The sequence below is a fragment of the Bradyrhizobium sp. JR4.3 genome, assembly GCF_040547695.1.
GTDB classification, from domain to species: domain Bacteria; phylum Pseudomonadota; class Alphaproteobacteria; order Rhizobiales; family Xanthobacteraceae; genus Bradyrhizobium; species Bradyrhizobium canariense.
In genome coordinates this window covers 93,624-119,548 of sequence record NZ_JBEPQF010000006.1, presented here as the reverse complement: position 1 = coordinate 119,548, position 25,925 = coordinate 93,624, and the positions used below count along the sequence as shown (strand labels likewise).

At 64.2% G+C, this 25,925-nt stretch carries 25 protein-coding genes; 13 read left to right on the top strand and 12 right to left on the bottom strand.

Annotated features, from left to right (window positions below):
* Window positions 1–44: 44 nt before the first annotated feature.
* Window positions 45–1,427, bottom strand: a complete 1,383-nt coding sequence (cysS, locus tag ABIB91_RS12505) for a cysteine--tRNA ligase (RefSeq protein ID WP_354161187.1) — start codon at window positions 1,425–1,427, stop codon at window positions 45–47.
* A gap of 293 nt (window positions 1,428–1,720) precedes the next feature.
* Between cysS and ABIB91_RS12500 the strand changes: the two genes are divergently transcribed.
* Window positions 1,721–2,026: a hypothetical protein gene (locus ABIB91_RS12500; RefSeq protein ID WP_354161184.1), complete on the top strand. Its 306-nt coding sequence runs from the start codon at window positions 1,721–1,723 to the stop codon at window positions 2,024–2,026.
* Between the two features lie 130 nt (window positions 2,027–2,156).
* Complete coding sequence (locus tag ABIB91_RS12495) at window positions 2,157–3,344, top strand: DUF2865 domain-containing protein (RefSeq protein ID WP_035992901.1); 1,188 nt, start codon at window positions 2,157–2,159, stop codon at window positions 3,342–3,344.
* Window positions 3,345–3,510: 166 nt separating this feature from the next.
* Here the strand turns inward: ABIB91_RS12495 and ABIB91_RS12490 are convergent, their stop codons facing one another.
* From ABIB91_RS12490 to ABIB91_RS12480, 3 genes are all read right to left on the bottom strand, one after another.
* Window positions 3,511–5,268, bottom strand: a complete 1,758-nt coding sequence (locus ABIB91_RS12490) for an NAD+ synthase (protein ID WP_354161181.1) — start codon at window positions 5,266–5,268, stop codon at window positions 3,511–3,513.
* A gap of 98 nt (window positions 5,269–5,366) precedes the next feature.
* Complete coding sequence (locus ABIB91_RS12485) at window positions 5,367–5,720, bottom strand: diacylglycerol kinase (RefSeq protein ID WP_354127850.1); 354 nt, start codon at window positions 5,718–5,720, stop codon at window positions 5,367–5,369.
* Window positions 5,721–5,724: 4 nt separating this feature from the next.
* Window positions 5,725–7,113: a class II 3-deoxy-7-phosphoheptulonate synthase gene (locus ABIB91_RS12480; protein ID WP_219682552.1), complete on the bottom strand. Its 1,389-nt coding sequence runs from the start codon at window positions 7,111–7,113 to the stop codon at window positions 5,725–5,727.
* A gap of 181 nt (window positions 7,114–7,294) precedes the next feature.
* Here ABIB91_RS12480 and ABIB91_RS12475 point away from each other — a divergent pair, with 181 nt between their 5' ends.
* Window positions 7,295–8,191, top strand: coding sequence for an alpha/beta hydrolase family protein (locus tag ABIB91_RS12475; protein WP_354161177.1), 897 nt, complete (start codon window positions 7,295–7,297; stop codon window positions 8,189–8,191).
* A gap of 187 nt (window positions 8,192–8,378) precedes the next feature.
* Window positions 8,379–10,136, top strand: a complete 1,758-nt coding sequence (locus tag ABIB91_RS12470) for an adenylate/guanylate cyclase domain-containing protein (RefSeq protein ID WP_354161174.1) — start codon at window positions 8,379–8,381, stop codon at window positions 10,134–10,136.
* A 130-nt stretch (window positions 10,137–10,266) separates the two neighbouring features.
* Here ABIB91_RS12470 and ABIB91_RS12465 read toward each other — a convergent pair whose 3' ends face one another.
* Both ABIB91_RS12465 and ABIB91_RS12460 read right to left on the bottom strand, forming a co-directional pair.
* On the bottom strand, window positions 10,267–10,530 hold the full coding sequence (locus tag ABIB91_RS12465; RefSeq protein WP_354161171.1) for a hypothetical protein: 264 nt from the start codon (window positions 10,528–10,530) through the stop codon (window positions 10,267–10,269).
* A gap of 188 nt (window positions 10,531–10,718) precedes the next feature.
* Complete coding sequence (locus ABIB91_RS12460) at window positions 10,719–12,203, bottom strand: aldehyde dehydrogenase family protein (protein WP_354161168.1); 1,485 nt, start codon at window positions 12,201–12,203, stop codon at window positions 10,719–10,721.
* Window positions 12,204–12,311: 108 nt separating this feature from the next.
* On the opposite strand from ABIB91_RS12460, the gene ABIB91_RS12455 reads away from it, so the two are divergent.
* Window positions 12,312–13,394, top strand: coding sequence for a substrate-binding domain-containing protein (locus ABIB91_RS12455; protein ID WP_354161165.1), 1,083 nt, complete (start codon window positions 12,312–12,314; stop codon window positions 13,392–13,394).
* 33 nt (window positions 13,395–13,427) lie between these two features.
* Here the strand turns inward: ABIB91_RS12455 and ABIB91_RS12450 are convergent, their stop codons facing one another.
* A complete protein-coding gene (locus ABIB91_RS12450; protein ID WP_354127846.1) occupies window positions 13,428–14,003 on the bottom strand; it encodes a hypothetical protein in 576 nt (191 codons plus the stop codon).
* Window positions 14,004–14,160: 157 nt separating this feature from the next.
* Between ABIB91_RS12450 and ABIB91_RS12445 the strand changes: the two genes are divergently transcribed.
* Both ABIB91_RS12445 and ABIB91_RS12440 read left to right on the top strand, forming a co-directional pair.
* A complete protein-coding gene (locus ABIB91_RS12445) occupies window positions 14,161–15,099 on the top strand; it encodes a LysR family transcriptional regulator (protein WP_007592541.1) in 939 nt (312 codons plus the stop codon).
* 95 nt (window positions 15,100–15,194) lie between these two features.
* Entirely contained in the window at window positions 15,195–16,142 is a 948-nt protein-coding gene (locus ABIB91_RS12440; protein WP_354161161.1) for a helix-turn-helix domain-containing protein, read from the top strand.
* A 38-nt stretch (window positions 16,143–16,180) separates the two neighbouring features.
* Here ABIB91_RS12440 and ABIB91_RS12435 read toward each other — a convergent pair whose 3' ends face one another.
* The 5 genes from ABIB91_RS12435 to ABIB91_RS12415 all read right to left on the bottom strand — a co-directional run bounded on the left by ABIB91_RS12435 (window position 16,181) and on the right by ABIB91_RS12415 (window position 18,926).
* Window positions 16,181–16,765, bottom strand: a complete 585-nt coding sequence (locus ABIB91_RS12435; RefSeq protein ID WP_354161158.1) for a TIGR00645 family protein — start codon at window positions 16,763–16,765, stop codon at window positions 16,181–16,183.
* Window positions 16,766–16,798: 33 nt separating this feature from the next.
* A complete protein-coding gene (locus ABIB91_RS12430) occupies window positions 16,799–17,434 on the bottom strand; it encodes a TerC family protein (protein ID WP_007592545.1) in 636 nt (211 codons plus the stop codon).
* Window positions 17,431–17,793: a hypothetical protein gene (locus ABIB91_RS12425; RefSeq protein ID WP_354161155.1), complete on the bottom strand. Its 363-nt coding sequence runs from the start codon at window positions 17,791–17,793 to the stop codon at window positions 17,431–17,433. The genes ABIB91_RS12430 and ABIB91_RS12425 overlap by 4 nt, the downstream gene beginning before the upstream one ends.
* Window positions 17,794–17,795: 2 nt before the next feature.
* A complete protein-coding gene (locus ABIB91_RS12420) occupies window positions 17,796–18,269 on the bottom strand; it encodes a TerB family tellurite resistance protein (protein ID WP_354161152.1) in 474 nt (157 codons plus the stop codon).
* A 276-nt stretch (window positions 18,270–18,545) separates the two neighbouring features.
* Window positions 18,546–18,926: a nuclear transport factor 2 family protein gene (locus ABIB91_RS12415; RefSeq protein ID WP_354161149.1), complete on the bottom strand. Its 381-nt coding sequence runs from the start codon at window positions 18,924–18,926 to the stop codon at window positions 18,546–18,548.
* A 165-nt stretch (window positions 18,927–19,091) separates the two neighbouring features.
* On the opposite strand from ABIB91_RS12415, the gene ABIB91_RS12410 reads away from it, so the two are divergent.
* From ABIB91_RS12410 to ABIB91_RS12385, 6 genes are all read left to right on the top strand, one after another.
* Complete coding sequence (locus tag ABIB91_RS12410) at window positions 19,092–20,846, top strand: MOSC domain-containing protein (RefSeq protein WP_354161146.1); 1,755 nt, start codon at window positions 19,092–19,094, stop codon at window positions 20,844–20,846.
* Between the two features lie 15 nt (window positions 20,847–20,861).
* The gene (locus ABIB91_RS12405; protein WP_354161143.1) at window positions 20,862–21,458 is read left to right on the top strand and encodes a redoxin domain-containing protein; all 597 of its coding nucleotides are present in this window, start codon (window positions 20,862–20,864) and stop codon (window positions 21,456–21,458) included.
* A 50-nt stretch (window positions 21,459–21,508) separates the two neighbouring features.
* A complete protein-coding gene (gene pdxR, locus ABIB91_RS12400; RefSeq protein WP_354161140.1) occupies window positions 21,509–22,975 on the top strand; it encodes a MocR-like pyridoxine biosynthesis transcription factor PdxR in 1,467 nt (488 codons plus the stop codon).
* 74 nt (window positions 22,976–23,049) lie between these two features.
* On the top strand, window positions 23,050–23,676 hold the full coding sequence (locus ABIB91_RS12395; protein ID WP_354161137.1) for an FMN-binding negative transcriptional regulator: 627 nt from the start codon (window positions 23,050–23,052) through the stop codon (window positions 23,674–23,676).
* Window positions 23,677–23,768: 92 nt separating this feature from the next.
* Window positions 23,769–24,596 carry a class II glutamine amidotransferase gene (locus ABIB91_RS12390; protein WP_354161134.1) on the top strand — a complete coding sequence of 276 codons (828 nt, stop codon included), beginning with the start codon at window positions 23,769–23,771 and terminating at the stop codon, window positions 24,594–24,596.
* 21 nt (window positions 24,597–24,617) lie between these two features.
* A complete protein-coding gene (locus tag ABIB91_RS12385) occupies window positions 24,618–25,841 on the top strand; it encodes a carboxylate-amine ligase (protein ID WP_354161131.1) in 1,224 nt (407 codons plus the stop codon).
* The last annotated feature ends 84 nt before the right edge of the window (window positions 25,842–25,925 follow it).

Below are 25,925 nucleotides of genomic sequence, written 5' to 3'. Positions count from 1 at the left end.
GATGTAATAGAACCAGTGCCGCGGAAAAGGCGTGTCGGGCCGCTTCATCGTGCGACCTCCCACGTCGTGCCTTCCTTGGAGTCCTTGATCGCAACGCCCATCGCGGCAAGCAGATCGCGGATACGATCGGATTCCGCAAAGTCTTTGCGCGCACGCGCCGCCGTCCGCTCCGAGATCAGCCGCTCGACTTCCTTGGCATCGACGCCGCTCGCCTGCTGCTTGCGCCCTTCCCACTGTGCGGCGCTCTCGGAGAGAAAGCCGAGCAGCCGCAACGAACCCGCGAGGGCACCAACGTCGCTGCCGCGCAGGCCATGCAGCGCCGCGATGGCCAGCGGCGTGTTGAGGTCGTCGAGCAGCGGCTCGATCACCGACGGGGCGGGCTTGCCGGGTACGACGTCAGCCGCAACCCGATACCAGTCGTCGAGCGTCCTGGCGCTCTCCTCCAGCGACTTCGTCGTCCAGTCGATCGGCGAGCGGTAATGCGTCTTGAGCATATTCAGGCGCAGCACTTCGCCCGGCCATTCCGCGAGCAGCTCGTGAATCGTGACGAAGTTGCCGAGCGACTTCGACATCTTCTCACTCTCGACCTGCAGGAAGCCGTTGTGCATCCAGTAGTTAGCCATGCGCTCGCGGTGGAAGGCGCAGCAGGTCTGCGCGACCTCGTTCTCGTGATGCGGAAACACGAGATCGATGCCGCCGCCATGGATGTCGAAGTGCTCGCCGAGATGCTTCCAGGCCATGGCCGAGCACTCGACGTGCCAGCCCGGCCGCCCCTGCGCGGCGACGCCGGCCGGTGATGGCCATGACGGCTCGCCGGGCTTGGACGGCTTCCACAGCACGAAGTCGGTGTTGCCCTTCTTGTAAGGCGCGACATCGACGCGGGCGCCGGCGACCATCTCGTCCAGCGAACGGTTGGACAGCGCGCCATAGCGCGGCAGCCCGGCATTCGCCGCGTTCATCGCCTGCGGCGAGAACAGGACGTGATCCTCCGCAACATAGGCAAAGCCGCCGGCAACCAGCCGCTCGATGATCTCGCGCATCTCGCCGATGTGCTCGGTCGCGCGCGGCTCGACGCTCGGCCGCAGCGCGCCGAGCGCGTCAACGTCGGCGTGAAACTGTTTGCCGGTCTGCTCCGTGACTTTCCGGATCGCCTCGTTCAGCGGCAGGCCAGGGAAATCCCGCGCCGCGCGGTCGTTGATCTTGTCGTCCACGTCGGTGATGTTGCGGACATATTTGACGTGCGCCTCACCGTAGAGATGGCGCAGCAGCCGGAACAGCACGTCGAACACGATCACCGGCCGGGCGTTGCCGATATGGGCGAAGTCATAGACGGTCGGTCCGCAGACATACATGCGGACGTCCTTGGCATCGAGCGGCACGAAGGTGCGCTTTTCCCGGCTCAGCGTATCGTAAAGGCGCAATTCCATAAGGATACCCGTCGGCTGTTGGCCGGGCGTCCAGTGCTCTCAATGGTTTTGAGAAAAGACGGCTCCAGCCAGCGAATCGCTAGCTCGTAATCTCGCGGCAAATGGCGCAAATGACGAGGAGACCGTTCATGACGGAACATATGGGCTATGAGGCGGCCCCGCGTCAAGAGAGCCGCGAAAATGCCGCTTTATCTCCGCAATGCGCAGCCGCCGCGCATAGATGGTTCATATCCTTAACCATTTGAGCCCATTCTGGAACTGGCAGTTCCTATTTTTTGCCCTCCGGTGTTTTCATGCGATCATTGCTCGCGCTCATTTCTTGCGCCTCCATGCTTGTCGTTTCCAGCGCTCTCGCCGAGACCCGCGTCTTCATCATCCCCAACCAGGCGGACGGCTACGGCGTCGATCAGTGCCTGGCCAAGAGCGACAAATGCGGCGCGCAGGTCGCCAGCACCTACTGCCAGTCACGCGATTTTGCCCAGGCTTCGGCCTATCGCCGGGTCGATCCCGACGAAATTACCGGCTCTGTCCCCAAATCCGGCGCAAACTGCTCCCATGGCCATTGCGATGAATATGTCGCAATCACCTGCCAGCGCTGAATTCGCTCGGAACTGGCGTACCTTAGGCCCAATCGCTGGCCTCTGAAACGACGTGACGATGCCGCAGGAAGCGGCTATGGGAGGGCGCGCTTCGGCCCCCCACATCACGCGTGGCCGTGACCTCGCTAGAATGGCGGATATGCCTGAATTTTTGTCTCTCTCCCGTGCTCGCTCGATCCTTGCCTGCGCCGTGCTCTTGAGCACGGTCGTGCTCGCCAATGGTGCCTCCGCACAGGCCGGCCCGCCGGGACCGCCGCCTCAGCCCGGCCAGAACGGGCTCGGACCCAACCCGATGTGCGCGCGCTTGGAAGGCCAGCTCGCCGGTCTCGATCGTGGCAACGGCGGTGATCCCGCGCGCGAAGACCAGATCCGCCGCTATCAGGAATCGCAGAGCAAGCAGCAGGCCGAGCTCGACCGCGTCACCATGCAGGCCAAGCGCATGGGTTGCGATTCCTCCGGCTTCTTCTCGCTGTTCAGCGGCCAGTCCGCGCAATGCGGTCCGGTCAACACCCAGATCCAGCAGATGCGCGCCAATCTGGACCAGATCACCGGCAATCTCGAACGCCTGCGCGGCGGCGCCGGCGGCTTCAGCCCCGAGCGCGACAACCAGCGCCGCTCGGTGCTGGCAGCACTGGCGCAGAACAATTGCGGCCCGCAATATGCCAACGCCGCGCAGTCGCAAGGCGGCGGCAACTTCCTGAGCAATCTGTTCGGCGGCAACAACCCCAACAATCCGCAAAGTGTGCCGCCGTCCGATCTCGGCCCGCAATCAGGCACCTATCGCACCGTGTGCGTGCGCACCTGCGACGGCGCGTATTTCCCGGTCTCGTTTGCGACCGTGCCGGCGCGCTTCCCCGACGACGAGAAGACCTGCAAGGCGCTGTGCCCGGCCGCCGAAGCCGTGCTCTACACCCATCGCAATCCCGGCGAGGACATGAACTCCGCGGTCTCCACCAGCGGCCAGCCCTACACGGCGCTGCCGACCGCGTTCAAATTCCGCAGCGAGTTCAACCCGTCCTGCTCCTGCAAGGCCGCGGGCCAGACCTGGGCGGACGCGCTCAAATCCGCCGACGACAAGGCGTCGGCCGAGCAGCAGGGTGACATCATCGTCACCGAGGAGAGCGCCAAGAAGATGCAGCAGCGGCAGCTCAACAAGGGCACGCCCGCGAATGCCAAGAAGGGCGCAGCGCCGGCGACGACGACGGCTGGCGCGCCGGCAGCAACGCCGCCGGCGGAAACCGGCACCGCTACGACCTCGTCCGAGAACAAGCCGATCCGTTCGGTCGGGCCAAGCTTCCTGCCGCAACAGCAGAAGTAGGCGGCCACAAATTCAACTGTCATGCCCGCGAAGGCGGGCATCCAGTACTCCGCGGCGGCAGTTGGTTTCGACAACGTCCGCCGCGGCGTACTGGATCATCCGCCTTCGCGGATGATGACAGCGTCGTACGTGACGACACCGTCCATCCCACGACCTTCGGCCAGCCTTACCCCTCGAACGCGTCGATCGAGGCATTGCTCCCACGCGACACCAGCGTCTCGTCCGGGGCGGCGAGCTGCTCGCCTTTGTCGCGAAAGCGGTTGGTGATGGGATAACGGCGGTCGCGGCCAAAATTCCTGGCTGTGACCTTGACGCCGGGCGCGGCTTGGCGGCGCTTGTATTCGGCGACGTTGAGGAGATGATCGATGCGGGTGACCGTCTCGCGATCGAAGCCGGCGGCGATGATTGTGTCGAGCGGCTCTTCGCGCTCGATGAGACGCTCCAGGATTGCGTCGAGCACGTCGTAAGCCGGCAACGAATCCTGGTCGGTCTGGTTCTCGCGCAACTCCGCCGTCGGCGGCCGCGTGATGATGTCGGGCGGGATCACCTCGCCGTCCGGCCCCAGCGCCCCCTCGGGCTTCCACGAATTGCGCAAGCTTGCCAACCGAAACACCTGCGTCTTGTAGATGTCCTTGATCGGATTGAAGCCGCCATTCATGTCGCCGTAGAGCGTGGCGTAGCCGACCGACATCTCCGACTTGTTGCCGGTGGTCACCACCATCAGACCGGTCTTGTTGGAGATCGCCATCAGCAGCGTACCGCGGGTCCGGGCCTGGAGATTCTCCTCGGTGACATCGGGCGGCAGATTCTTGAAGATGCCGGACAGGATGGTCTCGAACCCATTCACCGCTTCCGCGATCGGCAGGACCTCGTAGCGGATACCGAGATGGCCGGCGAGCTCGCCGGCGTCCGCGATCGAGTGTGCCGCGGTGTAGCGATAAGGCAGCATCACGCCGTGCACCTGATCGGCACCGAGTGCATCGACCGCGATCGCCGCGCAGAGGGCAGAGTCGATACCGCCGGAAATGCCGAGTAGCACACCGGGAAAGCCATTCTTGGCGACGTAGTCGCGTAAGCCCAGCACGCAAGCCGCGTAGTCGGCGTGGTCGCCCTCGGGCTGCGCGGCGATCGGACCGGTGCAGCGCCAATCGTCGCCGCTTCTCGTGAAGTGCAGTGTGGTGATGCTCTCCGCGAACGCCGGCAATTGCGCCGCGAGCGAAAGGTCGCCGTTGAGCGCGAAGGAAGCACCGTCGAACACCAGCTCGTCCTGGCCGCAAACCTGGTTGAGATAGACCAGCGGCAGACCGCTCTCGGTGACGCGCGCGACCGCGACCGACAAGCGCACGTCGGCCTTGTCGCGGGCATAAGGCGAGCCGTTCGGCACAAGGATGATCTCCGCGCCGGTCTCGGCCAGCGTCTCGACCACGTTCTCGTAGTTCTCGGACTCCTCCAGCCAGATGTCCTCGCAGATCGGCACACCGATGCGCACGCCGCGCACGGTGACGGGGCCGGCCGCGGGACCGCGCGAAAACAGCCGCTTCTCGTCGAACACGCCGTAGTTCGGCAGATTGCATTTGAAGCGCAAGCCAGCGATACGGCCGCCGTCGAGCAGCGCACAGGCATTGTAGAGCCTGCCCTCCTCGACCCAGGGCGTGCCGATCAGCATCGCCGGCCCGCCATCGGCGGTCTCGCGCGCCAGCGCTTCGATCGCAGCGCGGCAGGCGGCCTGAAACGAAGGCTTCTGCACCAGATCTTCCGGCGGGTAACCGGCGATGAACAATTCCGGAAACAGCACGAGATCGGCGCCGTCGGCGGCTGCCCGCACGCGCGCCGCGCGCGCTTTCGCGGCATTGCCGTCGATGTCGCCCATGGTGGGATTGAGCTGGGCGAGCGTGACCGCGAATGCATTGAGACGTTCGGTCATGGCCACCGCGCTCCGATCAGAGCATGATCCGGAAAAGTGTGAAGCGGTTTTCCGAAAAGATCATGCTCAAAACAACAACCTAAAGCGCGATTAGCGCTTTAGAGGAATCCCAATCGCTCGATGATGGCGATGATCCAGAATGCGCCGGCCATCAGGAGCGCAAGACCGACCGCGGCCGAACCCATGTCCTTGACCCGTCCGATCTGCTTGTCGTGATCCATGGTCAGCCGGTCGGCAAGCTTCTCGATCGCAGTATTGAGCAGCTCGACCACCAGCACGAACGCGACCGCGCAGATCAGCTCGACCGCGCGCATCGCAGTCGCGCCGACGAACCACGCGAGCGGCAGCGACAAGAGGAGCGCAACGATTTCCTCGCGGACCGCCTGCTCCGAGCGGAACGCAAAGGCCAGACCGTTACGGGAATTGATCGTGGCCTTCCAGATCCGCAGCAAGGTCTTAGAGCCCCGCTGCGACCGGGATCGGCCTGACCTTGCCAGCGCGTTCCTGCTTGAGCAGTTCTGCGACCAGGAAAGCCATGTCGATGGATTGCTCGGCGTTGAGCCGGGGATCGCAGACCGTGTGGTAGCGGTCGTTGAGATCCTCGTCGGTGATCGCGCGGGCGCCGCCGAGGCACTCGGTGACGTCCTGGCCGGTCATCTCCAGATGCACGCCGCCGGCATGGGTGCCTTCCGCGGCGTGGATCGCGAAGAACGACTTCACCTCGGAAAGAATGCGGTCGAAGGGCCGCGTCTTGTAGCCTGACGTCGAGGTGATGGTGTTGCCGTGCATGGGATCGCACGACCACACCACCACTTTGCCCTCGCGCTTCACGGCGCGGATCATGTTCGGGAGGTGCTCGCCGATCTTGTCGGAGCCGAACCGCCCGATCAGGGTTAGTCGGCCCGGTTCGTTGTCGGGATTGAGCACGTCGATCAGCTTCAGCAGTTCGTCGGGCTTGAGCGACGGGCCGCATTTGAGCCCGATCGGATTCTTGATGCCGCGGAAATATTCGATATGGCCGTGGTCGAGTTGGCGGGTGCGGTCGCCGATCCAGATCATGTGACCCGAGGTCGCGTACCAGTCGCCGGTAGTGGAATCGACGCGGGTCATGGCCTGCTCGTAGCCGAGCAGCAGGGCCTCGTGGCTGGTGTAGAAATCGGTGGCGCGCAGCTCGGGGTGGGCCTCGAGATCGAGGCCGCAGGCGCGCATGAAGTTGAGCGCATCGGAGATGCGGTCGGCCAATTCCTTGTAGCGGCGGGACTGCGGCGAGTCCTTGAGGAAGCCGAGCATCCACTGATGCACGCTGCCGAGATTGGCGTAGCCGCCGGTCGCGAACGCGCGCAACAGGTTCAGCGTCGCGGCCGACTGGCGATAGGCCATCAGCTGGCGCTGCGGATCAGGGATGCGCGCTTGCTTGGTGAAGGCGATGTCGTTGACGATGTCGCCGCGATAGCTCGGCAGCTCGACACCGTCGATCTTCTCCATCGGCGAGGAGCGCGGTTTTGCGAACTGGCCGGCGACGCGCCCGACCTTCACCACCGGGACGGCGCCGGCATAGGTCAGCACCACCGCCATCTGGAGCAGCACACGAAAGAAGTCGCGGATGTTGTTGGCACCGTGCTCGGCAAAGCTCTCGGCGCAGTCGCCGCCCTGCAGCAGGAAGGCCTCACCGGCCGCGACCCGCGCTAAGGCCTTCTTCAGATTGCGCGCCTCGCCCGCGAATACCAGCGGCGGAAAGGTCGCAAGCTGCGCCTCGACGTCGGCCAGGGCCTTGGCGTCGGGATAATCGGGCACCTGTAGCACCGGCTTGCTGCGCCAGGATTCGGGCGTCCACCGCTCGGACATCGCAATCTCTCCGTGAAGCAAAAAGCACAACCTGATCTGTGGGTTGCGAGGGTCGCCTTATACACAGGCTGGCCACCGGCCGCCAGTTGTAAATCCAATTGGCACTGCAAAGCCTTGCGGGGAAAGCCAAATTCGCATTTGCTGGGAAACGGCGAGGAAACCGGCAGGATACCTTCTGCCCATGGGCGTGGCACTGGACGACGTTTTCATCGACGAGATCAGCTTCCCGGCGACCGACGGGTATGCGCTGGCCGGCACGCTATTTCTGCCGCGCGGCACCAAACGCCATGCCGTGCTGGTGAATTCGGCGACTGCCGTCCCGCGAAAAATCTATCGCGGCTTTGCCTCCTATCTCGCCCATCGCGGCTGCGCGGTCCTGACCTACGACTATCGCGGCATCGGCGACTCCCGGCTGCCGGCGATGGTCGGCTACAACCAGCCGAAATCGCTGGTCGGCTTCAAGGCCTCGATGTCGGACTGGGCCGCGCTCGACGTCACCGCCGCAGTGCACTGGATGCGGGAGCGCTACAACACCCTGCCCTTAGCCTATGTCGGTCACTCCTTTGGCGGCCAGGCGCTCGGGCTGATCGCCAACAACGCGGACATCTCGCGCGCCGCGTTCGTGGCCTCGCAGGCGGCGACCTGGCGGCTGATGACATCGCCGGAAAAATACCGCGTCTTCGCTTTCATGAATCTTGTCGGTGTGCCGCTCGTCCACGCGCTCGGTTACGCGCCGGGCTGGGCCGGCATCGGTGAGGATTTACCCAAGGGCGTCTTCCTGCAATGGGCCGAGTGGGTTTCGAGCCCCCGTTATCTCTTCGATTCAAAGCTGCCGGCGCTGGAGAATTTCGCCAGATTCAAGGGCGAGCTGCGCACACTCTGCTTCTCCGACGATCCCTGGGCAACGCAGCCCGCGGTCGAGTTGCTTGCGAGCGGATTCACCGCGATCAAGCCGGAGGTGCTCAACGTGAAGCCGTCCGACGTCGGCGCCAAGGCGATCGGCCATTTCGGCTTCTTCCGCCCCGACCATCGCGACACGCTGTGGCGTGGCGTCGCGGAATGGATCCAGGGGGAATGAGAATACAGCATGAAAGGCGTGGACCGACACATGCTCCTTCCCTGAGTGAAGCAGACCTGAGCACGATGATCCGGCATTTCGTCTTGTGACCCCGGACGAACGTCGGTGCTAGCCGAAAGCAGCTCTGCGTGCTTTGATGCGCAGGGCCATATATCTTATTTTAGAGGCCATTTTATTAGAGGCCATTTTGACCGGCGAGCGCGTGGAACGACGACTTGCAGCGGTATTGGCTGCCGATGTCGCCGGTTACAGCCGTCTCATGGGCGCTGACGAGGAAGGCACGCTGGCCCGGCTGAAGGCGGCTCGAAGGATCGTTGTCGACCCCACGATCGCTGCGCATCGCGGCCGCATCGTCAAGACCACCGGCGACGGCATGCTGGTCGAGTTTGCGAGTGCGGTGGACGCCGCGCGCAGTGCGGTCGAAGTCCAGCGCAGAATGGCGGCGCAGAACGCCGACGTCTCCGCGGCAATGAGGATCGATTTCCGGATCGGCATCCACATCGGCGACATCATCATCGATGACAACGACATCTTCGGCGATGGCGTCAACATTGCCGCGCGCCTTGAAGGAATAGCCGACCCCGGCGGCATCTGTATCTCCGACGATGCTCGTCGGCAGATTCGCGGCAAGATAGACGTCGTCTATAACGATATGGGTCTGCAAGCACTCAAGAATATCGCCGAACCGATGCATGCATGGCGCCTCCTTGTCGATGCGAATTCCTCTGCAGCATCAACGCCAGCACAAGCGCCCGAAATTGCGCAACCGCTGGCGCTTCCGGACAAGCCGTCCATCGCGGTGCTGCCGTTCCAGAACATGAGTCCCGATCCGGACCAGGAGTTCTTCGCGGACGGAATCGCGGAGGACGTCATCACGGCATTGTCGCGATATTCCTCACTGTTCGTCATCGCCCGCAATTCGTCATTTTCCTTCAAGGGACGCGCGGTAGACGTAAAACAAGTCGGCCGCGAACTGGGCGTTCGCTATGTGCTTGAGGGCGGCCTGCGAAAATCCGGCAACCGCGTCCGAGTCACCGCACAGCTTGTCGAAGCAGAGACAGGCAATCATGTCTGGGCGGAACGCTACGACCGCGATATAGCCGACATCTTCTCCGTACAGGATGACATCGCGCAGTCCACGACCATCGCCATTGCGCCGGTCATTGCCGGCGCCGAGCAACAGCGGGCAATGCGCAAGCCACCCGCAAGTCTTGATGCCTGGGGTGCCTACCAGCGTGGGATGTGGCATCTCGGCAAAGCGAGTACCGAGGATGATGCGCTTGCCGGAGAATTCTTTCAGCGGGCCATCGATCTCGATCCGATGTTCGCGTCCGGATATATCGGGCTCTCCACCGTGCTCAGTCGGTCGAAAGGAACACAAGTCGAAGAAGAAGAATTGGCGCGACGCGCGGTCGCTCTGGATCGCGGCAACGCAGACGCCCACTCACGCCTGGGGCTGGCGCTCAACGCTCGGGGCGATCACGGCGGAGCACGTGCGCAGGCCGAGCGTGCGCTGGCACTCTGCCCGAATCTCGCACCGGCTCACGGAGCGCTGGGCGTCATTCTCGCGTATTCTGGCTGTCCCAAAGAGGGCCTCGTCGCCCTCGAGACGTGCATTCGGCTGGACCCTCGTGACCCATCGCTGGTGAATCGCTTGAACCAGGTCGCGTTGGCTCACTATTTTTGCCGGGACTACACGGCCACAGTCGAGGCGGCGGAGCGCGCGATCCGAACATTTCCCGATTTTCCCTCCCCCTACCGCTGGCTTGCCGCAGCTCTCGGCCAACTCGGTCGAACCGCTGAAGCCGACGATGCGCTGCAGAAAGCAATCGCAATTTCATCGGCATCCTTCGAGTTTCAGGTCCGTCAACGGCCACCGTGGTTTCGGCCAGAAGATCACGCCCTCATGTTGGACGGTCTTCGTAAAGCCGGTTGGGAGGATTGAAGAGGCAGTTGACCGATTTCCATTCACGGCCCGTCGTGTCGGTGATGTAGCGCGGGGTCCGACGCAAGCGGCAAGCCGCCGGCCTGGGCGCGAACCGCCGCGGTTGCAGTCGGAACGACGAGTATGCGTCCTAGCGAATGATTGTCGTCAGCGACGAATAGCGCTTGTTCGGCTTGGCTTCGCCGGGCGCGAATTGCGCAAAGGCGTCGCTGACGCGGACGGCCGGCGGCGTATCGCCGGCGAAACGAAACTCCTTTGGCCGCGGCGCGTAGAAGCTGGCGCTGTAATAAGCATCGTCGAAGCGCGCCTCGCCGATCCCGAACATTGCGTCGCACGCGAACAGAAGTACGTAGACTCCCGCGACCGCGACGACGACCTCCCTGAGAACTGACATTGCTGATGCCCCACGCTGTTGCAGGCAGGATGCACGCCGGTTCCAAAGCCGGGGTTTATGGCCGTATAGTTCTTGTCCGCAGGGTTTGCCGCCGCTGAGCGGAATGCAGACAATTTTACCGATCTCGAAAAAAGAGCCCGCCGGACCGGGTGATCAGGCGGGCTCAAGGCTTGGCCGCTCGGGAGGTATCAAACGGCCAGATTCATCCAGACAGCCTTGGGCTCGGTGAAATTGTCGAGCGCGGCGGTGCCGTGCTCGCGGCCGAGGCCGGAGTCGCGCTCGCCGCCCCAGGGCAGGCGCACGTCGGTGTAGCCATAGGTGTTCATCCAGACCGTGCCCGCGCGCGCCCGCTTGGCGAAGCGCTGCAGCTTGCCGATGTCGCGGCTCCAGACGCCGGCGGCGAGGCTGTAAGCCGTGCCGTTGGCAATCCGCAAAGCGTCGGCCTCGTCCTTGAACTTGATGACGCTGACGACGGGGCCAAAGATCTCTTCCTGCGAGATCCGCATCTCATGCGCGACATTCGCGAACACCGCGGGGCTGATGAAGTAGCCGCGATCGCCTACCTTCTCGCCACCGGTGACGAGGGTCGCGCCCTCCTTCCGGCCGATATCAACATAATCGAGGACCGATTTCATCTGCTTCTCGGATATGACGGGGCCGAGCGTCGTCTTGCGGTCGAGCGGGTCGCCGATCCTGAGCGACTTTGCGCGCGCTGCCAGTCGCTCGACGACTTCGTCATAGGCCTTCTCCTGCACCAGCACGCGGGAGCCGGCCGAGCAGACCTGGCCGGCATTGAAGAAGATGCCGGAAGCCGCAGCTTTCGATGCGGCTTCGAGATCGGCATCGTCGAAAATAACGTTGGCCGACTTGCCGCCCAGCTCGAGCGAGACGCGCTTGAAGTTGCTTGCGGCGCCCTTCATGATTCCCCGCCCGACACCGGGAGAGCCGGTGAAGGTGACCTTGTCGACGTCGGGGTGATTGACCAGCGCGTCGCCGACGACGCGGCCGGGGCCAGTGACGACGTTGAAGACGCCCGCCGGCAGGCCGGCTTCAAGCGCGAGCTCGGCGATGCGTAGCGCCGACAACGAGGTCAGCTCGGCCGGCTTCATCACGATGGTGCAGCCGCAGGCCAGCGCCGGCGCAAGCTTCCACATCCCGATCATCAGCGGGAAATTCCAGGGCACGATCGCCGCGACCACGCCGACCGGCTCGCGCACGGTGTAGGTCAGGGCATCATCGCGCACGGGCACGACGTCGCCGCTGATCTTGTCGGCCCAACCGGCGTAGTAGATCAGCGTGTCGACGGCGGCCGGAAAATCCTGCCGCGATGTCGCGGAGATCGGCTTGCCGGCGTCGATCGATTCGAGTTCGATGATCTCCTCGGCGTGGGCCTTGAGCAGGTCAGCCCAGCGCAGCAGGATCTGGCCGCGTTCGGACGCCCGCATCGTGCGCCAGGAGCCTTCGAAAGCCCGGCGCGCGGCGGCGACCGCATGCTCGACATCGGCCTCGTTGCCTTCGGCGACGACGGCGATGACCTGCCCGGTGGCCGGATTGAGCGACTTGAAGGTGCGACCGGAGCTCGCCGCGACGCGGCGGCCGTCGATCAGCAGATGCTGTGGCCGGGACATGAACTCGGTGGCCGGCAAATGTGCAAAGTCATATGCAACAGACATCATATTTCCTCCAGTTCTGGTATGCCAGATGTCTGTCGAGCGGAGTAAATATGATATGGTTTGCAAATGGACGCTCCTGATATGAAGTCCAGTTCATAAAGAGGACCAATGCTTCAGATCGAGATCGAGGCCGTATGGCGGTTTCGCCGCGAGGGCAATCCGCGCACAGCCATCATCATGCTCGGCGTCCTCAACGAAATCCGGAGGACCGGGAAGATCACCAGCGCGGCCAAGGACGCGCACCTCTCCTATCGCCATGTCTGGAATCTGATCGAGCAATGGTCGGAGTTCTTCGGGACACCGCTGGTCGAGACCCAGCGCGGCAAGGGCTCAAAGCTCACACCGTTTGGCGAGCGGCTGGTGTGGGCGGGCGAGCGCATGCAGGCCCGGCTCGGACCTCAGCTTGAAAACCTCGCGCAGGAACTGGCGAGCGAGATCAAACCGTTCCTCGAGCAGCGCCCGTCGGTGATCCGCGTACATGCCAGCCACGGTTTTGCGGTCGCAAAACTGCGCGAATTCCTCGACCGCGAGCCCGGCATCGGCGTCGATCTGCGATATGTCAGCAACCAGCATTCGCTGGTCTCGCTGGCGCAGGGCGCCTGCGATCTCTCCGGCCTGCACCTGCCGCACGGCGCGCTGCGCGCCCAGGGCATCAGGGCTGCGCGCGAATGGCTCGATCCGCGCGAGGATCGAATCATCAGCTTCGTCACACGCGAAATGGGATTGATGGTCGCGCGCGGCAATCCGCTGCGCATCGCTTCACTTGATGATCTCACCGGACCAAAAGTCCGCTTCGTCAACCGCGACCACGATTCCGGCACGCGGCTCCTGTTCGACCAACTGCTCGCGGCAAGCGGAATTGACGAGAGCCGCATCAACGGCGCGCAGCAGATCGAGTTCACCCACGCCGCGGTCGCAGCCTATGTCGCCAGCGGCATGGCGGATGCGAGCTTCGGCGTCGAAGCCGCCGCCCGGCATTTCGGCCTCGATTTCATCCGGCTCCTGACCGAGGATTATTTCTTCGTCTGCAAGCGCGCGTTCCTGGACACCGGGCCGATGCAGCGCATCCTGGAGATCATCCGCGGCGCCGATTTTCGCGCGGCCGTCGCCACCCTGCCGGGTTATGTGCCGTCGGACACCGGCACCGTCACCGGCGTGAAGGCGTTTCTGGAGCTGCATGCCGTGCGATGATGCCGAGCGATGCCGTCGCCTTGTCCGCGCCGGTCAGATCGCCGGCTCGTCCTTCAGCGCCGACAGGACCCGCTCGCCCTGCGCGGTCAGCCGGTACGTCACCAGCGGACGGCTCGACGGCGGCTTTCGCGCGAGCTCGACGATGTAGCCGCGCACCATCAGGGCTTCGAAGCTGCCGTAATAGCCGAACATGCTGATCTGGTTCTGCCTGAGCAGCTTGAACTCGCGCAAGAGACGGATCTCGTTGCCCGACAGCAGCGACCGGCGCACGCGCTGAACGAACCGCGCGCGCTGCTCGAACCAATTTTGGTCCGGCAGTTCGTGCAAGGCCGGTGCCGGGGCCCGTTCGCAGGGACGCGCGTCCTGCGCAATCTCGACCGTTACCTGCGGCAGGCACGGCATGCTGCTGCTGACAACCGCGTCCTTCGCGACGTCGAGCAACGCGAGCGGCCAGCGCCGCTTGTTGTCCACCATGACAGGTGCAGGCACGACGCTGTCGCGCACCAGCTGCTCGAAGCGTCCGGCGGTGACGCCGACATAGGCCGCCGCGCGACGGCGATCGACCAGACGCGTATCCGGCGCGACCTCGCAAACAATGTTCTCGTCCACCCCGGATCCCCTGGCGCCTCGTTGCGCATGGCATGACGGTCCGGCGGGACCGGCCAAGCCGGGCGCGAACCTAGGTGGGAGGAGCGTGCTCGAAAAGCACAGAATTTCGTACATATTGATGCCGTTTCGGCAACAGCTATAGTGGGCCGGGGATCCCATGCGCTTTCACTCACCGGCCATCCAGTACTTCCACGCCGTCCGCCGCACCGGTTCGATTCGGGCCGCGGCGCGCCTGCTGAACGTTGCCTCGTCGGCCGTAAGCCGCCAGATTCTCAAGCTCGAACAGGAGGTTGGGTCACCGTTGTTCGAGCGCAATGCGCGCGGCCTGACGCTGACGACGGTCGGCGAGATGTTGGCCCGGCACGTCATGAACGTGCTCCAGGACCTCGACCGCTTCCGCTCGGACGTCGCGTCCCTGTCGGGGACCTGGCACGGCACCGTCAGCATTGCCTGCATCGAGTCGCTCACGGAATCGGTGCTGCCGGACCTGATCGCCTCACATCGCGGCCGCGCCCGGCGCGTCAGCTTCACCACCGAGGTGAAGGGATCGTCGGATGTGCTGGAGGCCCTGAGCCGCGGCGAGGCCGACATCGGCATCGCCATGGCGCTGCGCCATCCGCCGGACCTGCGCCAGGTCGCCTTGAAACGGTTTCGCCTCGGCGCCGTCGTCGCGCGCGAGCATCCACTGGCGCGCCGCAAGACGGTCACCCTAACCCAATGTCTCGCCTTTCCCGTCATCCACGCGCTGCCGGAGCTGTCGATCTATCATCTGCTCCAGCCGCTGATCGCGCAGCTGTCCGAGACGCCGGAGCCTGCCATCCAGGCCAACTCGATCGACCTGATGCGCGAGCTCGCCGCGCGCGGCGTCGGCGTCGCCTTCCAGACCCAGCTCGGCATCGACAGGCTGTCGCGCGACAGCCGGCTCGTCTTCCTGCCACTCGACAATGCCGGCAGTCCGGTGTGGTCAGATCTCGGCATCTACGTTCGCGCCGAGCGCACCCTGCCCGCCCACACGGAATCCTTCCTCCAGGAGCTGGTGCGCGAGCTGGGCGAGCGCGAGCGGCGGGAAAACGCGGCCTATCCGCAGGTTGCGTGATGAAGCGTCGCAGTAGTTTCCCGGGATAGGGCCGACGGTCGACCATCTGATACCGTTTGTATTTTGCGGCTCATCCCTCGCGCCAGGATCCCGAAATGCCGCTAGCTCGGCTGAAGCCTTCGCGAATCCTCGGCATCGAGCGCTTCTCGGATTTCGCCGAGTTTCGCGCCAACGAGGTGCTCGGCCTCGGCATCAGCACGCCGCTCCGCCCGCGCGAATTCTCGCTGTCTCGCGCCATCCTGCCGCTCCAGGATGGGCTGTTCGTGCTCCAGCGCTCCTTTGCACGGCGATTTGAGGCCGAGATCGGCACGGACAATGGTGTCGGCCTCGTTGTCCCCCTCACGTTTCACTCCACCTCCAACGGCCGCGAGGTCGACAATTCAACGATTGCGATCATGCGCGGCAAAACCCCCGTAGACGCGATCGAGCATCATCCCAACACTTACCTGATGCTGCGCTTCAACTCGGACATGCGTCATCGCGGCTGGACGGATTTCGACACGGGCCTCGCATATGTTCGCGCGCAGGACCATCCGATGGCGCGATTGCGCGCCGCTATCCTGGAGATGTTCTCACTCGCCTCGGCGTGCAACGATCCCCGGCAATTCGAGGCGCTCAACCGACCCATCCAGGAGACGCTGCTCGCCTGTCTCGACGATGCCATGGCGCCGGCCGGCGGGCTGACCGCGCGACGCGGATCGTTCGCCAAGCACCGCAAGCTGATCGCGCGCCTCGATGAAATGGTCATGTGGTCCGGCAGCAAGGCACTCTACAGTGACGACCTGGCCTCTGCGCTCGGCGTATCCGTGCGTACGCTCCAGACCGCCGCGCACGCGGTGCACGGCGTGAGCCTGCACCACTATCTGCGTCTCAAGCGGCTGTGGTCCGCCCGCATCCAGCTCATGGTCGGAGGCGGCGGCATGAGCGTCAAGGCCGCAGCGCTCGGCAACGGCTTCTGGCATCTTGGTGAGTTCTCGCGCGGCTACAGATTGGCGTTCGGCGAGACGCCCTCCGAGACGCTGGCGCGGAGCCGACGTCCCTGAGCGCAGCCTTCGGGCTTTGAGCGGCCGTATTGTCACACTCAGCCGTGGCCGGGCCCCTTGCCCTGGCCGCCCTCGCTGAGGCGGTCGACCCAGGCAATGCCGATGGCGGAGATGATGAAGGTCAGGTGGATCAGCACCTGCCACATCACGCCGCTCTCGGTGAAATTGCTCCGCGTCGTGCCGAGATTGCCGGCCTCGATAAAGGTCCTGAGCAGCGAGATCGAGGAGATGCCGATGATCGCCATCGCAAGCTTGATCTTGAGCACGCTGGCGTTGACGTGGCTCAGCCATTCCGGCTCGTCCGGATGACCGCTGAGGTTCAGGCGCGAGACGAAGGTCTCGTAACCGCCGACGATCACCATCACCAGCAGGTTCGAAATCATCACGACGTCGATCAGCCCGAGCACGACCAGCATGATCTGCTGCTCGCTGGCGTCGAACGAGTGCACGACCAGGTGCCAGAGCTCCTTCAGGAACAGCAGCACATAGACGGCCTGCGCGACGATCAGGCCGACATAAAGCGGGACCTGCAGCCAGCGCGAGCCAAAGATGAGTTGGGCAAACGGGCCGATTTGCGGCGCCGACACGGTATCCACCGAAGGTGCTTTGGATTCGGACGTCATTGATCACTCCGGATGATGGACAGGCGCGCTGCCTCAGAGACTCGCGATCACAGGCGCGAGCTCGAGCGAGCCGCGATAGATCATCTCGAAGGCGACGTAAACGATGATGGCGAGGCCGACATAGCCGATCCAGCGCTGCTTCTGGAGCACGCGGCCGAGCAAATCGGCGGCGACGCCCATCAGCGCGACCGACAATAACAGGCCGAAGGCGAGGATGTAGGGATGCTCGCGCGCGGCGCCCGCGACCGCGAGCACGTTGTCGAGCGACATCGAGACGTCGGCGGCGACGATCTGCACGGCCGCCTGCCTGAAGGTCTTTCGGGAGGCAGGAGCAGCGCCGCTGCCACCATGGCTGAACGCGAGCTCGTTCGCATGCGCGGACTGCTCGCGCAGCTCCCGCCACATCTTCCAGCACACCCAGAGCAGCAGCACGCCGCCGGCGAGCAACAGCCCGATCACTTGCAGAAGCTGGGTCGCGACGCCGGCAAAGACGATGCGCAGGGCGGTCGCGGCGATGATGCCGACGACGATGGCGCGCCGGCGCTGCTCGGCCGGCAGGCCGGCTGCGGCAAGGCCGATGACGACGGCGTTGTCGCCGGCGAGCACGAGGTCGATCAGGACGACCTGAAGCAGCGCGGTCAGCGCTTCGGTGGTGATGAATTCAGTCATGATTGGTCATTTTTCGGTGCGGACGGATCGAGCCATTGCGGCTTCTTCCGCTCGACCCAATCCAAAACCTTGCTGCGCGCGGATCGCAGCGCGGGCACGTCTTCCGCGAGCAAAGCGAGGCCGAGCGGGAGCATCCAGACGCCGAGCACCGGCAGGAAGGAGAGCACACCACCGACAATGAGCAGCGCGCCCGAAGGGATTCTCACCCAGCGGCTGGACGGCTTGAGCAGATAGGCGACGCTGTCGCCCATGCGCGGCGGCAGGCGACGGACGAGCTTGTCGAGGCGCCGGTCGCCGCCGGCCATCTGGCCGGTAGCGCCAGCAGTCCCTGTCTTATCCTCGTCCGAAACTGCGCTCATGCTTACTCCTCGGCGGCGATGCGCTGTTCGGCGCGCACTGCACGGGGCGCCACCTGCTTTGCACGAGGCAGCACCAGCGTCAGCAGGCGCAACAGCTTGATCGCCTGCACTTCGTGGGGATGCACGTCCTCGTCCGCGGCCGCGACGCGCTCCGACAGTTCCATGAGGTGAGACGACAGCGGCAGGTCCGAAACCGGACGCAAATTGTCGATCACCACATTGGCGAAATCCGGCTCCTCGAGACGTTCGGCAAGCTCGTCGAACATCGCGTAGAGCCGGTCGTCCGATATGTGCGGTGCCAGCTTGCGATCCCGGATGAACCGGACAACCTCGTCGCGTTCGACCGGCGAAACTTGCCGGTCGGCAACGGCAACCAGCGCGCCGACGATCACAAGCGCCACCGCAGCCTGCTCGTTCAGGCTGGACGGCTCGGTGATTTCGATTTCGATCGGATTGGAATGCTTGGCGTCGGACATCGTTGCTCCCTTATCTTGCGAAATGACCGCACGGAGCTGCGATGGGGACGATTGGGTCGGAGAGGCTCTCAAGAAGGCCCGACGATCGGCCGATCCATCGCATTCGCGCGGGACAGGTCATCCGACATCACGAGGTTTTGCCGACAGCGTCGGCGTCCTCGCCAGAGGGGCCCGGATTCTTGTTCGTTTCACACATAAAGATGGGGCTGTCGGAATCAAGACGACGCGACTGCGACCAGCCGCCGCATCGGGTTCCGTGTTGCGACCGAGCCCGTGTTACCCCACGCGCTCGACAAGATGCGCCCGCGAGGGTGACGGCTCGAACCTGTCGCCGAAATACTGCGTCTCGTGCGCCACGAGGCCGTCGCGGAATTCCATGATGCTCACGACGTAGGACGGCACGCCGTCATAGGTCAGCACGAATTCGCTCACCCAGAGATCGTTACCGCCGACGATGCGCCGAACCGTGAAGCGCTTCTTGTTCGGTTGTACGAACCGGCTCTGCTGGATGTTGCTGCGACCGCGAATCCGCTCGCCGGATTGCGGATAGTCGAGCACCGCGTCCTCGCGGTAGATGTCGTGCTCGGCCTCGAAATCGTTCGCGTCCGAAGCGTCCCAATGGCGCTGGAGCGCGGCCAGCTTACCCTGATCATCCATCGTGATCTCCCGTTTGACTGTGTTCTCGTTATGCCATCTGAGATTGGCCTCAAGGCCGCCGGTGGCAAGGCTTGCTCGCAACGTCTAACAACGACTAACGAGCCAAAAACCCCATCCGAATGCAAGGATGACGGCAGAACCGCGCAGTCAGATCGGGAACACGCAATGGCAAATCTGCTTTCGGTCAATGTCGGCCTGCCGCGCGACGTCGCCTGGCAGGGTCGGACCGTCCACACCGGCATCTGGAAGGCGCAGGTCGCAGGCCCGCGCAGGGTGCGCCGGCTCAACATCGATGGCGACGGCCAGGGCGATACGGCCGGGCATGGCGGCGAACATCGTGCCGTATTCGTCTATCAGGAGGAATCCTACCGGTACTGGCAGGAGCATCTGGGTCGATCGAACCTCGTTCATGGCCAGTTCGGCGAGAACTTTACGGTCGAGGGCCTCGCCGACACCAGCGTGTGCATCGGAGACCGCTACAGGATCGGCTCCGCGCTGTTCGAAGTGACCCAGCCGCGCGTCACCTGCTACCGGCTCGGCATTCGCATGGACGAGCCGGACATGGCCGCACTGCTCGTCAGGCACGGCCGGCCCGGGTTCTATTTTCGCGTGATCGAGGAAGGCGACGTCGAGGCCGGTGACGAGATCACGCAGATCGCCGTGGGACCCGAGCGCATGAGCGTGTCCGAGATCAATGCGCTGCTTTATCTGCCGCCGCATCCGCGCGAACGCCTCGAGCGCGCGCTGCGGATCCCCGCGCTGAGTCGCGGCTGGCACCGTTCCTTCGAGGCGCTGCTCGAGCAGAAGGACAACAAGACCGCGGGAAACGCCGGGCTTGGGCCGGCGGCGAGCCCTCCTCCGGCCTGGCGCGGATTGCGCTCCTTTCGCGTGGCGCGCAAGATCGCCGAAAGCGGCAACGTGACGTCGCTGATCCTCGAACCCGCCGACGGGCATCCCGTGGCGGCCGCCCTGCCCGGTCAATTCGTCGTCATCAGGCTCGAACCTTCCGGTGCGCAGGCGATGACGCGCAGCTATTCGCTCTCGAGCTGCGCCGATGCCGCGTCCTATCGCATCAGCATCAAGCGCGAAGTTCACGGCGCCGCCAGCCGTTACATCGCCGACGAGCTGGTGGACGGCGCTGCCGTGCAGCTCGGTGCACCACGCGGCAGTTTCACGCTACGACCGGGGGCCCGGCCTGTCATCCTGCTGAGCGCCGGTATCGGCGTCACCCCGGTGCTCGCGATGCTCCACGCTCTCGCCGCCGAAGGCACGACGCGGGACGTATGGTGGCTGCACGGCACCCGCAACGGCCGCGAACATGCGTTCGCCGCCGAGACGCGCGAATTGCTAGGTGGGCTCTCTCATCACCATAGCCACGTCTGCTACAGCGCGCCTGACCCGGGCGATCGTCTCAATGTGGCGTTCGATACGGTCGGACATCTCGACGCACGCCTGCTCCAGAGCCTGAGCGTGCCGCGCGACGGCGATTTCTATCTGTGCGGACCGGCAGCTTTCATGAGCGATCTGAAAGCTGGCCTCACCACGTTGGGCATCGCACCGGATCGCATCCACACCGAATTGTTCGGCGCCGGACCATCCTTGACGCCTGGCATAGCGTCCTCCCCGCAGAAGCGAGCGCACTCGCCGGTCGGCGCTCCTGGCCCCGGCCCGATGGTTTCGTTCGCCCGCAGCGGCCTCAACGTGTGCTGGGGACCGGCCTATGCCAGCCTGCTGGAATTGGCCGAAGCTTGCGACGTCCCCGTGCGCTGGTCGTGCCGGACCGGCGTGTGCCACAATTGCGAGAGCGGATTGATCGCGGGGACGGTCGACTATGCGCCGGATCCGCTCGATCCGCCGGCGGACGGCAATGTCCTGATCTGCTGCGCACGGCCCCGAAACGACGTCGTGATTGATCTGTAAAACTGGGAGAGCGTAATGCGACCTGACATCATGCCGGGAGTAACCTTCCCGGATTACGAGCTCAGCGACCACACCGGCAAGCACCGAAAGCTCTCCGAACTGCAGGCGGGCGATCCCATGGTGCTCGTGCTCGGCCGCGGCGGATACTGTCCGAAGGATCGCCGCCAGGCCGAAGGCTTGCTCCAGCTCCATCGCGAGATGGAGGTGGGCTATTGCCGGATGGTCACGATCACGACCGACAACATCACCCAGACCAGCGAATATCGCAGCGGCGTCGGAGCGCACTGGCCCTTCCTCTCGGATTCGCGGCGCCTCGTTCAGAAGGATCTCGACATCGCCGAATACACCGACCCCGTCCACAATCCGATGATTCCGCACGTGATCGTGCTCGAGCCCGGCCTCGTCATTCACAAGATCTACAACGGCTATTGGTTCTTCGGCCGTCCAACCGTCGAAGAGCTCCGCCAGGACCTCAGGGCAGTCGGCATGAAGTGCCGGCCGGATTGGGACATCACGACGCCCGGCCTTAGGGCACTGTGGGACCAGGGCCGCAAGGAGCATTTTCATCCCTACGGCAAGGCTTACGTCGAAACTCTCGGCGAACGGGATTAGAACCACATTCCGACATCGTCCGCTCGGGCGAATGCCGGCTTGGAATGTGGATGACCCAGATGAAGACCAATCCCGCGCCCCGTGCCGACCGCATGGGCGCGCGCCAGATCTACGAGGCCTTGAGAGATCAGATCCTGGCGCGGGTGTACGGGATCGACGGTTTGCTGCCGTCCTCCCGCGCGCTGGCCGGCGAGATGGGCGTGGCACGCTCGACCGTGACGATCGGCTACGAACAGCTCGCCGCCGAAGGCTTCATCGAGACACGCCATGGCGCGCGGCCGCGTGTGGCTCGCGCCGTCGTCGAGCGAGGACACGCGCGCGTAGTGTCGCGACCGTCGGCGCGGAAGGTGCGGCTGTCGGCTTTCGGGGACCGGTTGCTTCAAGACCCGCCGCGCTGGACCGAGCCGCCGCGCGGGCTCGTCGCCAACTTCCGCTATGGCGAGCTTGCGCCGTCGGATTTCCCGGTAGTGGCATGGAAGAAGGCCGTGACTGCTGCGATGGCACGCAAGCCCGAGCGGCTGGCCTATGATGACCCCTGCGGCGCGCTGCGGCTGCGGACCGCGCTCCAAGGCTATCTGTGGCGGTCGCGCAGCGTCCGCTGCGAGGTCGATCAGATCGTCGTCGTCAACGGCTCGCAGCAAGGCCTCGACATCTGCGCGCGCCTGCTGCTCGATGCCGGCGACCGCTTCGTGATGGAGGATCCCGGCTATCAGATGGCGCGGCATACTTTTGCGGCGACGGGCGCCAAGACGATCCCGATTCCCGTCGACGCGGATGGATTGGAGACAGCGCGGCTCGATGGCGTCGAAGCCCGCCTCGCCTATGTCACGCCGTCGCATCAATATCCGCTCGGCGGCGTCATGCCGATCGGACGCCGGCACCAATTGCTCGCCTGGGCCCGGACAAACGACGCCTACGTGATCGAGGACGATTACGACAGCGAGTATCGCTACGACACCAAGCCGATCCCGCCGCTGCATGCGCTGGAAGGCGGCGGCAACGTGATCTATCTCGGCACCGTCTCCAAGACGCTGTCGCCGACCTTGCGGATTGGATATCTGGTGGTGCCCAGCGCCCTGCGATCCCTGTTCGCCGCCGCCAAGCAGATCATGGACCGGCACACGCCGCTGATCGAACAGGACGCACTCGCGTCGATGCTGGAAAGCGGCGCCTATGACGGCCACATCAGACGCGTGCGCCGGCGCAACGCCGAACGCCAGCGCACGCTGCTCGACGCGCTTCGCCGCCGGTTCGGGGATCGCGTCCGGATCGAGGGCACGGCCGCCGGCCTGCACATCGTGGCGTGGTTCGACAACCTGCCACAGAAGCGAGAGGACGCGTTGATCAAGGCGGCCCATGCAAAGGGCGTCGGCATCTATCCCGTCTCGGCACTGTTCGTCGGACCTCGCCGACCGCGGAAGACAGTCGGCCTCGTCATGGGCTATTCGGCACTGGAGGTGTCACAGATCGAGCGCGGCTGCAGGCTTCTCGCACAGGCCGTCGCCGAACTGGACTGATTAAATAGGCGATAACTGGCAGTTTATTATAGGCCAGATTCCGGCTATCTCCAGACCAACACCGGAGATAGACCATGTACATCCCTCCCGCCTTCAAGGACGATATCGAGAGCATCCGGGCGACCATTCGCGGCGCCCGCCTCGCCAGTCTGGTCACGGCCACCACCGAAGGCCCGGTCGCCACACCGCTGCCGCTCTTTCTCGATGAGAGCGAAGGCGAGCATGGCGTGCTGTACGGACATGTGGCGAAAGCCAATCCGCAATGGAAACTGCCGCCGATCGGAGATGCGCTGGCGATCTTCAGCGGTCCCGACGCCTATGTGACGCCGTCCTGGTACGCGACCAAGCAGGAGACCGAAAAGGTCGTGCCGACCTGGAACTACGTCGCGGTGCATGCCTACGGCCCGGTCGAATTCTTCCAGGAGCCCGAGCGCCTGCTCGACGTCGTGACGCGGCTCACGAACAGGCACGAAGGATCGCGTGCAAAGCCGTGGGCCGTGACGGATGCCCCTGCGGATTTCATCGCCGCGCAATTGCGTGGAATTGTCGGCGTGCGCATTCCCGTCGTGCGGTTCGAAGGCAAGCGCAAGATGAGCCAGAACCGTCCCGAGGCCGACCGGGTCGGCGTCGCGCAAGGTCTCGCATTGAGCGAGAGCGCAGGTGATCGCGAGGTTGCTCCATTGATTCCGGTGCCGGTGTAGTGACCACTTGGTTCCCGACACTCGCTGTCGGGAACCATCCTCCTGTCAGGTTCGTTGATACATTTCAGCAAGCATCTCCTGACAGGATTCCCATGTGTCGCTGGATCGCATACCGTGGCGAGACCACGTCTTTCGAGCCCTATGTCACCGAGCCCGAGCATTCGCTGATCGCGCAAAGCATCCGCTCGCTCCAGTCGACGGCCGGCTCGAATGGCGACGGTTTTGGTCTCGGCTGGTACGGCGAGCATCCGGAGCCTGGGCTTTATCGTGAAACACGCCCGGCCTGGTCGGACGAGAATCTCCGCTATCTCTGCCGACATCTGCGCTCGCACCTCTTCTTCGCCCACGTGCGCGCCGCCACCGGCACGGCGGTGACACGGCAGAACTGTCATCCCTTTGCCTGCGGCCACTGGATGTTCATGCATAACGGTTTCGTCGGCAGCTGGAATCGCCTGCGGCGCAAGGTCGAGGCGCTGATCCCCGACGCCTACTATCCTTCGCGGACAGGCACGACCGATTCGGAAGCCGTATTTCTCGCCATGATGGGCGCGGGTCTCGACGCCGATCCGCTCGGCGCAACGCATCGCGTGCTGCGATCCCTTGTCGGCCTCGTCAACGAAGGCGAGCTTCGGGAGCGGCTACGCTTCACCAGCGCCATCGCCAACGGCCGGGATCTCTATGCCTTCCGGGTTGCGGTCAACGATGCCGCCAACACACTGTATTTTCGTGAGGCTGGCGGCCAGGTCATCGTCGTGTCCGAGCCTTTCGACAAGGAAACGGACTGGACGGAAGTGCCCGCGAATCACGCACTGATCGCACGTGCGTCCGAAAGCGCGAAAATTGTTCCGTTCGATCTTGCAATTTCCAGTGAGGCCGACGCGGAACCCGCTCCTGCCAGAAGGATTATCGCCCGCGGGTAAATACCTTGGTCGGGTGGCACGATGACATTGGCGTCAGACGTCTTGAAACTGCTGCGACTCGATTCCTCGGAAGGCAAGCAGCACCTCGTCATTCGCTCGGCCGGCGGACGCGGCAAGGCTGCGGAATATTCGTTCGGTATTGAGGAGGAATACTTCCTCGCCGATCGCCGCAGCCTGGAGGTCGCGATCCAGACCCCCAATGAGCTATTCGAATCTGCGAATTGGTCGACAGGCGGCCAGGCGATGCGGGAGATGTTGCAGTCGCAACTCGAGGTCGCCACCAACGTTCATGTCGACGTCGCCGACGCGCGCGAAGAACTTCGCTTCCTGCGTCGCGAAGTCGCAAACGTCGCAGCACAATACGGCTTCGTGATCATGGCCTGCGGCACGCATCCGACCGCGGTCTGGCGCATGTCGCAGCCGAGCCCGAAGCCGCGCTACGAGGAGATGATCGAGGATCTGCGCAGCATCGGTCACCGCAACCTGATGTGCGGTATGCACGTGCACGTCCAGTTGCCCGATCCCGAGAAGCGCATGGCGGTGATGCGAGCGACGCTGCCGCATCTGCCCTTGTTCATCGCCCTGTCGGCCTCCTCCCCATTCTGGAATTCACACAAGACCGGGCTGAAGGGCTATCGGCTCGCCGCCTATTCCGAGCTGCCGCGCACCGGCCTGCCCGAATTATTCGAGAGCCGCCAGGAATACGACGAATATGTCGGCGCGTTGCAGCGCTCCGGCGTGATCCCCGATGAAAGCCACATCTGGTGGGCCATGCGCCCCTCGATGAAGCACCCCACCCTCGAGCTGCGTGCGCCCGACACCTGCACCTTCGTCGACGACGCCGTTGCCATTGCCTCGCTCTATCGCTGCCTCACCCGCTATCTGTACCTCCGACCTCATCTCTCGAAAGAGGTCACCGCGGTCGAACGCGCGATTGCGGTGGAGAACAAATGGCGCGCCCAGCGCTACGGCACCGATTGCATCTTTGCGTCCAAGGACGGGCCGGTCGAGATCTCCGAGCTGCTCTCCCGCGTGATCGAGGACATCGCCGGGGACGCGGCCGCGCTGAACTGCGCCACCGAGGTCGAACACTGTCGCACCATCGTCGAACGCGGCAGCTCGGCGGAATTTCAGCTTCGCGCCTTCCGCGACAATGCGGACATCGCCGCGGTGGCGCGCTGGATTGCAAACGCGACGATCTCGGGCACGAGCGTCTCGACCGCAGGCGTTGCTGCTCCCTCATAGCGCCCGCGCAAGCTTCGGGAGCAACAATGTCGCTCCTGAATTCGGAAGGTGGCGGAGAGAACCATGAATCGCATCAAATGTTGC

Coding starts and splice junctions, on each gene's coding strand:
- ABIB91_RS12395 (WP_354161137.1), top strand. CDS start 23,050: ATGTACATCCCTCCCGCCTTCAAGGACGATATCGAGAGCATCCGGGCG.
- ABIB91_RS12420 (WP_354161152.1), bottom strand. CDS start 18,269: ATGTCCGACGCCAAGCATTCCAATCCGATCGAAATCGAAATCACCGAG.
- ABIB91_RS12415 (WP_354161149.1), bottom strand. CDS start 18,926: ATGGATGATCAGGGTAAGCTGGCCGCGCTCCAGCGCCATTGGGACGCT.
- ABIB91_RS12460 (WP_354161168.1), bottom strand. CDS start 12,203: ATGTCTGTTGCATATGACTTTGCACATTTGCCGGCCACCGAGTTCATG.
- ABIB91_RS12385 (WP_354161131.1), top strand. CDS start 24,618: ATGACATTGGCGTCAGACGTCTTGAAACTGCTGCGACTCGATTCCTCG.
- ABIB91_RS12430 (WP_007592545.1), bottom strand. CDS start 17,434: ATGACTGAATTCATCACCACCGAAGCGCTGACCGCGCTGCTTCAGGTC.
- ABIB91_RS12410 (WP_354161146.1), top strand. CDS start 19,092: ATGGCAAATCTGCTTTCGGTCAATGTCGGCCTGCCGCGCGACGTCGCC.
- ABIB91_RS12495 (WP_035992901.1), top strand. CDS start 2,157: ATGGCGGATATGCCTGAATTTTTGTCTCTCTCCCGTGCTCGCTCGATC.
- cysS (WP_354161187.1), bottom strand. CDS start 1,427: ATGGAATTGCGCCTTTACGATACGCTGAGCCGGGAAAAGCGCACCTTC.
- ABIB91_RS12435 (WP_354161158.1), bottom strand. CDS start 16,765: ATGACGTCCGAATCCAAAGCACCTTCGGTGGATACCGTGTCGGCGCCG.
- ABIB91_RS12465 (WP_354161171.1), bottom strand. CDS start 10,530: ATGTCAGTTCTCAGGGAGGTCGTCGTCGCGGTCGCGGGAGTCTACGTA.
- ABIB91_RS12425 (WP_354161155.1), bottom strand. CDS start 17,793: ATGAGCGCAGTTTCGGACGAGGATAAGACAGGGACTGCTGGCGCTACC.
- ABIB91_RS12500 (WP_354161184.1), top strand. CDS start 1,721: ATGCGATCATTGCTCGCGCTCATTTCTTGCGCCTCCATGCTTGTCGTT.
- ABIB91_RS12455 (WP_354161165.1), top strand. CDS start 12,312: ATGCTTCAGATCGAGATCGAGGCCGTATGGCGGTTTCGCCGCGAGGGC.
- ABIB91_RS12475 (WP_354161177.1), top strand. CDS start 7,295: ATGGGCGTGGCACTGGACGACGTTTTCATCGACGAGATCAGCTTCCCG.
- ABIB91_RS12490 (WP_354161181.1), bottom strand. CDS start 5,268: ATGACCGAACGTCTCAATGCATTCGCGGTCACGCTCGCCCAGCTCAAT.
- ABIB91_RS12480 (WP_219682552.1), bottom strand. CDS start 7,113: ATGTCCGAGCGGTGGACGCCCGAATCCTGGCGCAGCAAGCCGGTGCTA.
- ABIB91_RS12405 (WP_354161143.1), top strand. CDS start 20,862: ATGCGACCTGACATCATGCCGGGAGTAACCTTCCCGGATTACGAGCTC.
- pdxR (WP_354161140.1), top strand. CDS start 21,509: ATGACCCAGATGAAGACCAATCCCGCGCCCCGTGCCGACCGCATGGGC.
- ABIB91_RS12445 (WP_007592541.1), top strand. CDS start 14,161: ATGCGCTTTCACTCACCGGCCATCCAGTACTTCCACGCCGTCCGCCGC.
- ABIB91_RS12440 (WP_354161161.1), top strand. CDS start 15,195: ATGCCGCTAGCTCGGCTGAAGCCTTCGCGAATCCTCGGCATCGAGCGC.
- ABIB91_RS12390 (WP_354161134.1), top strand. CDS start 23,769: ATGTGTCGCTGGATCGCATACCGTGGCGAGACCACGTCTTTCGAGCCC.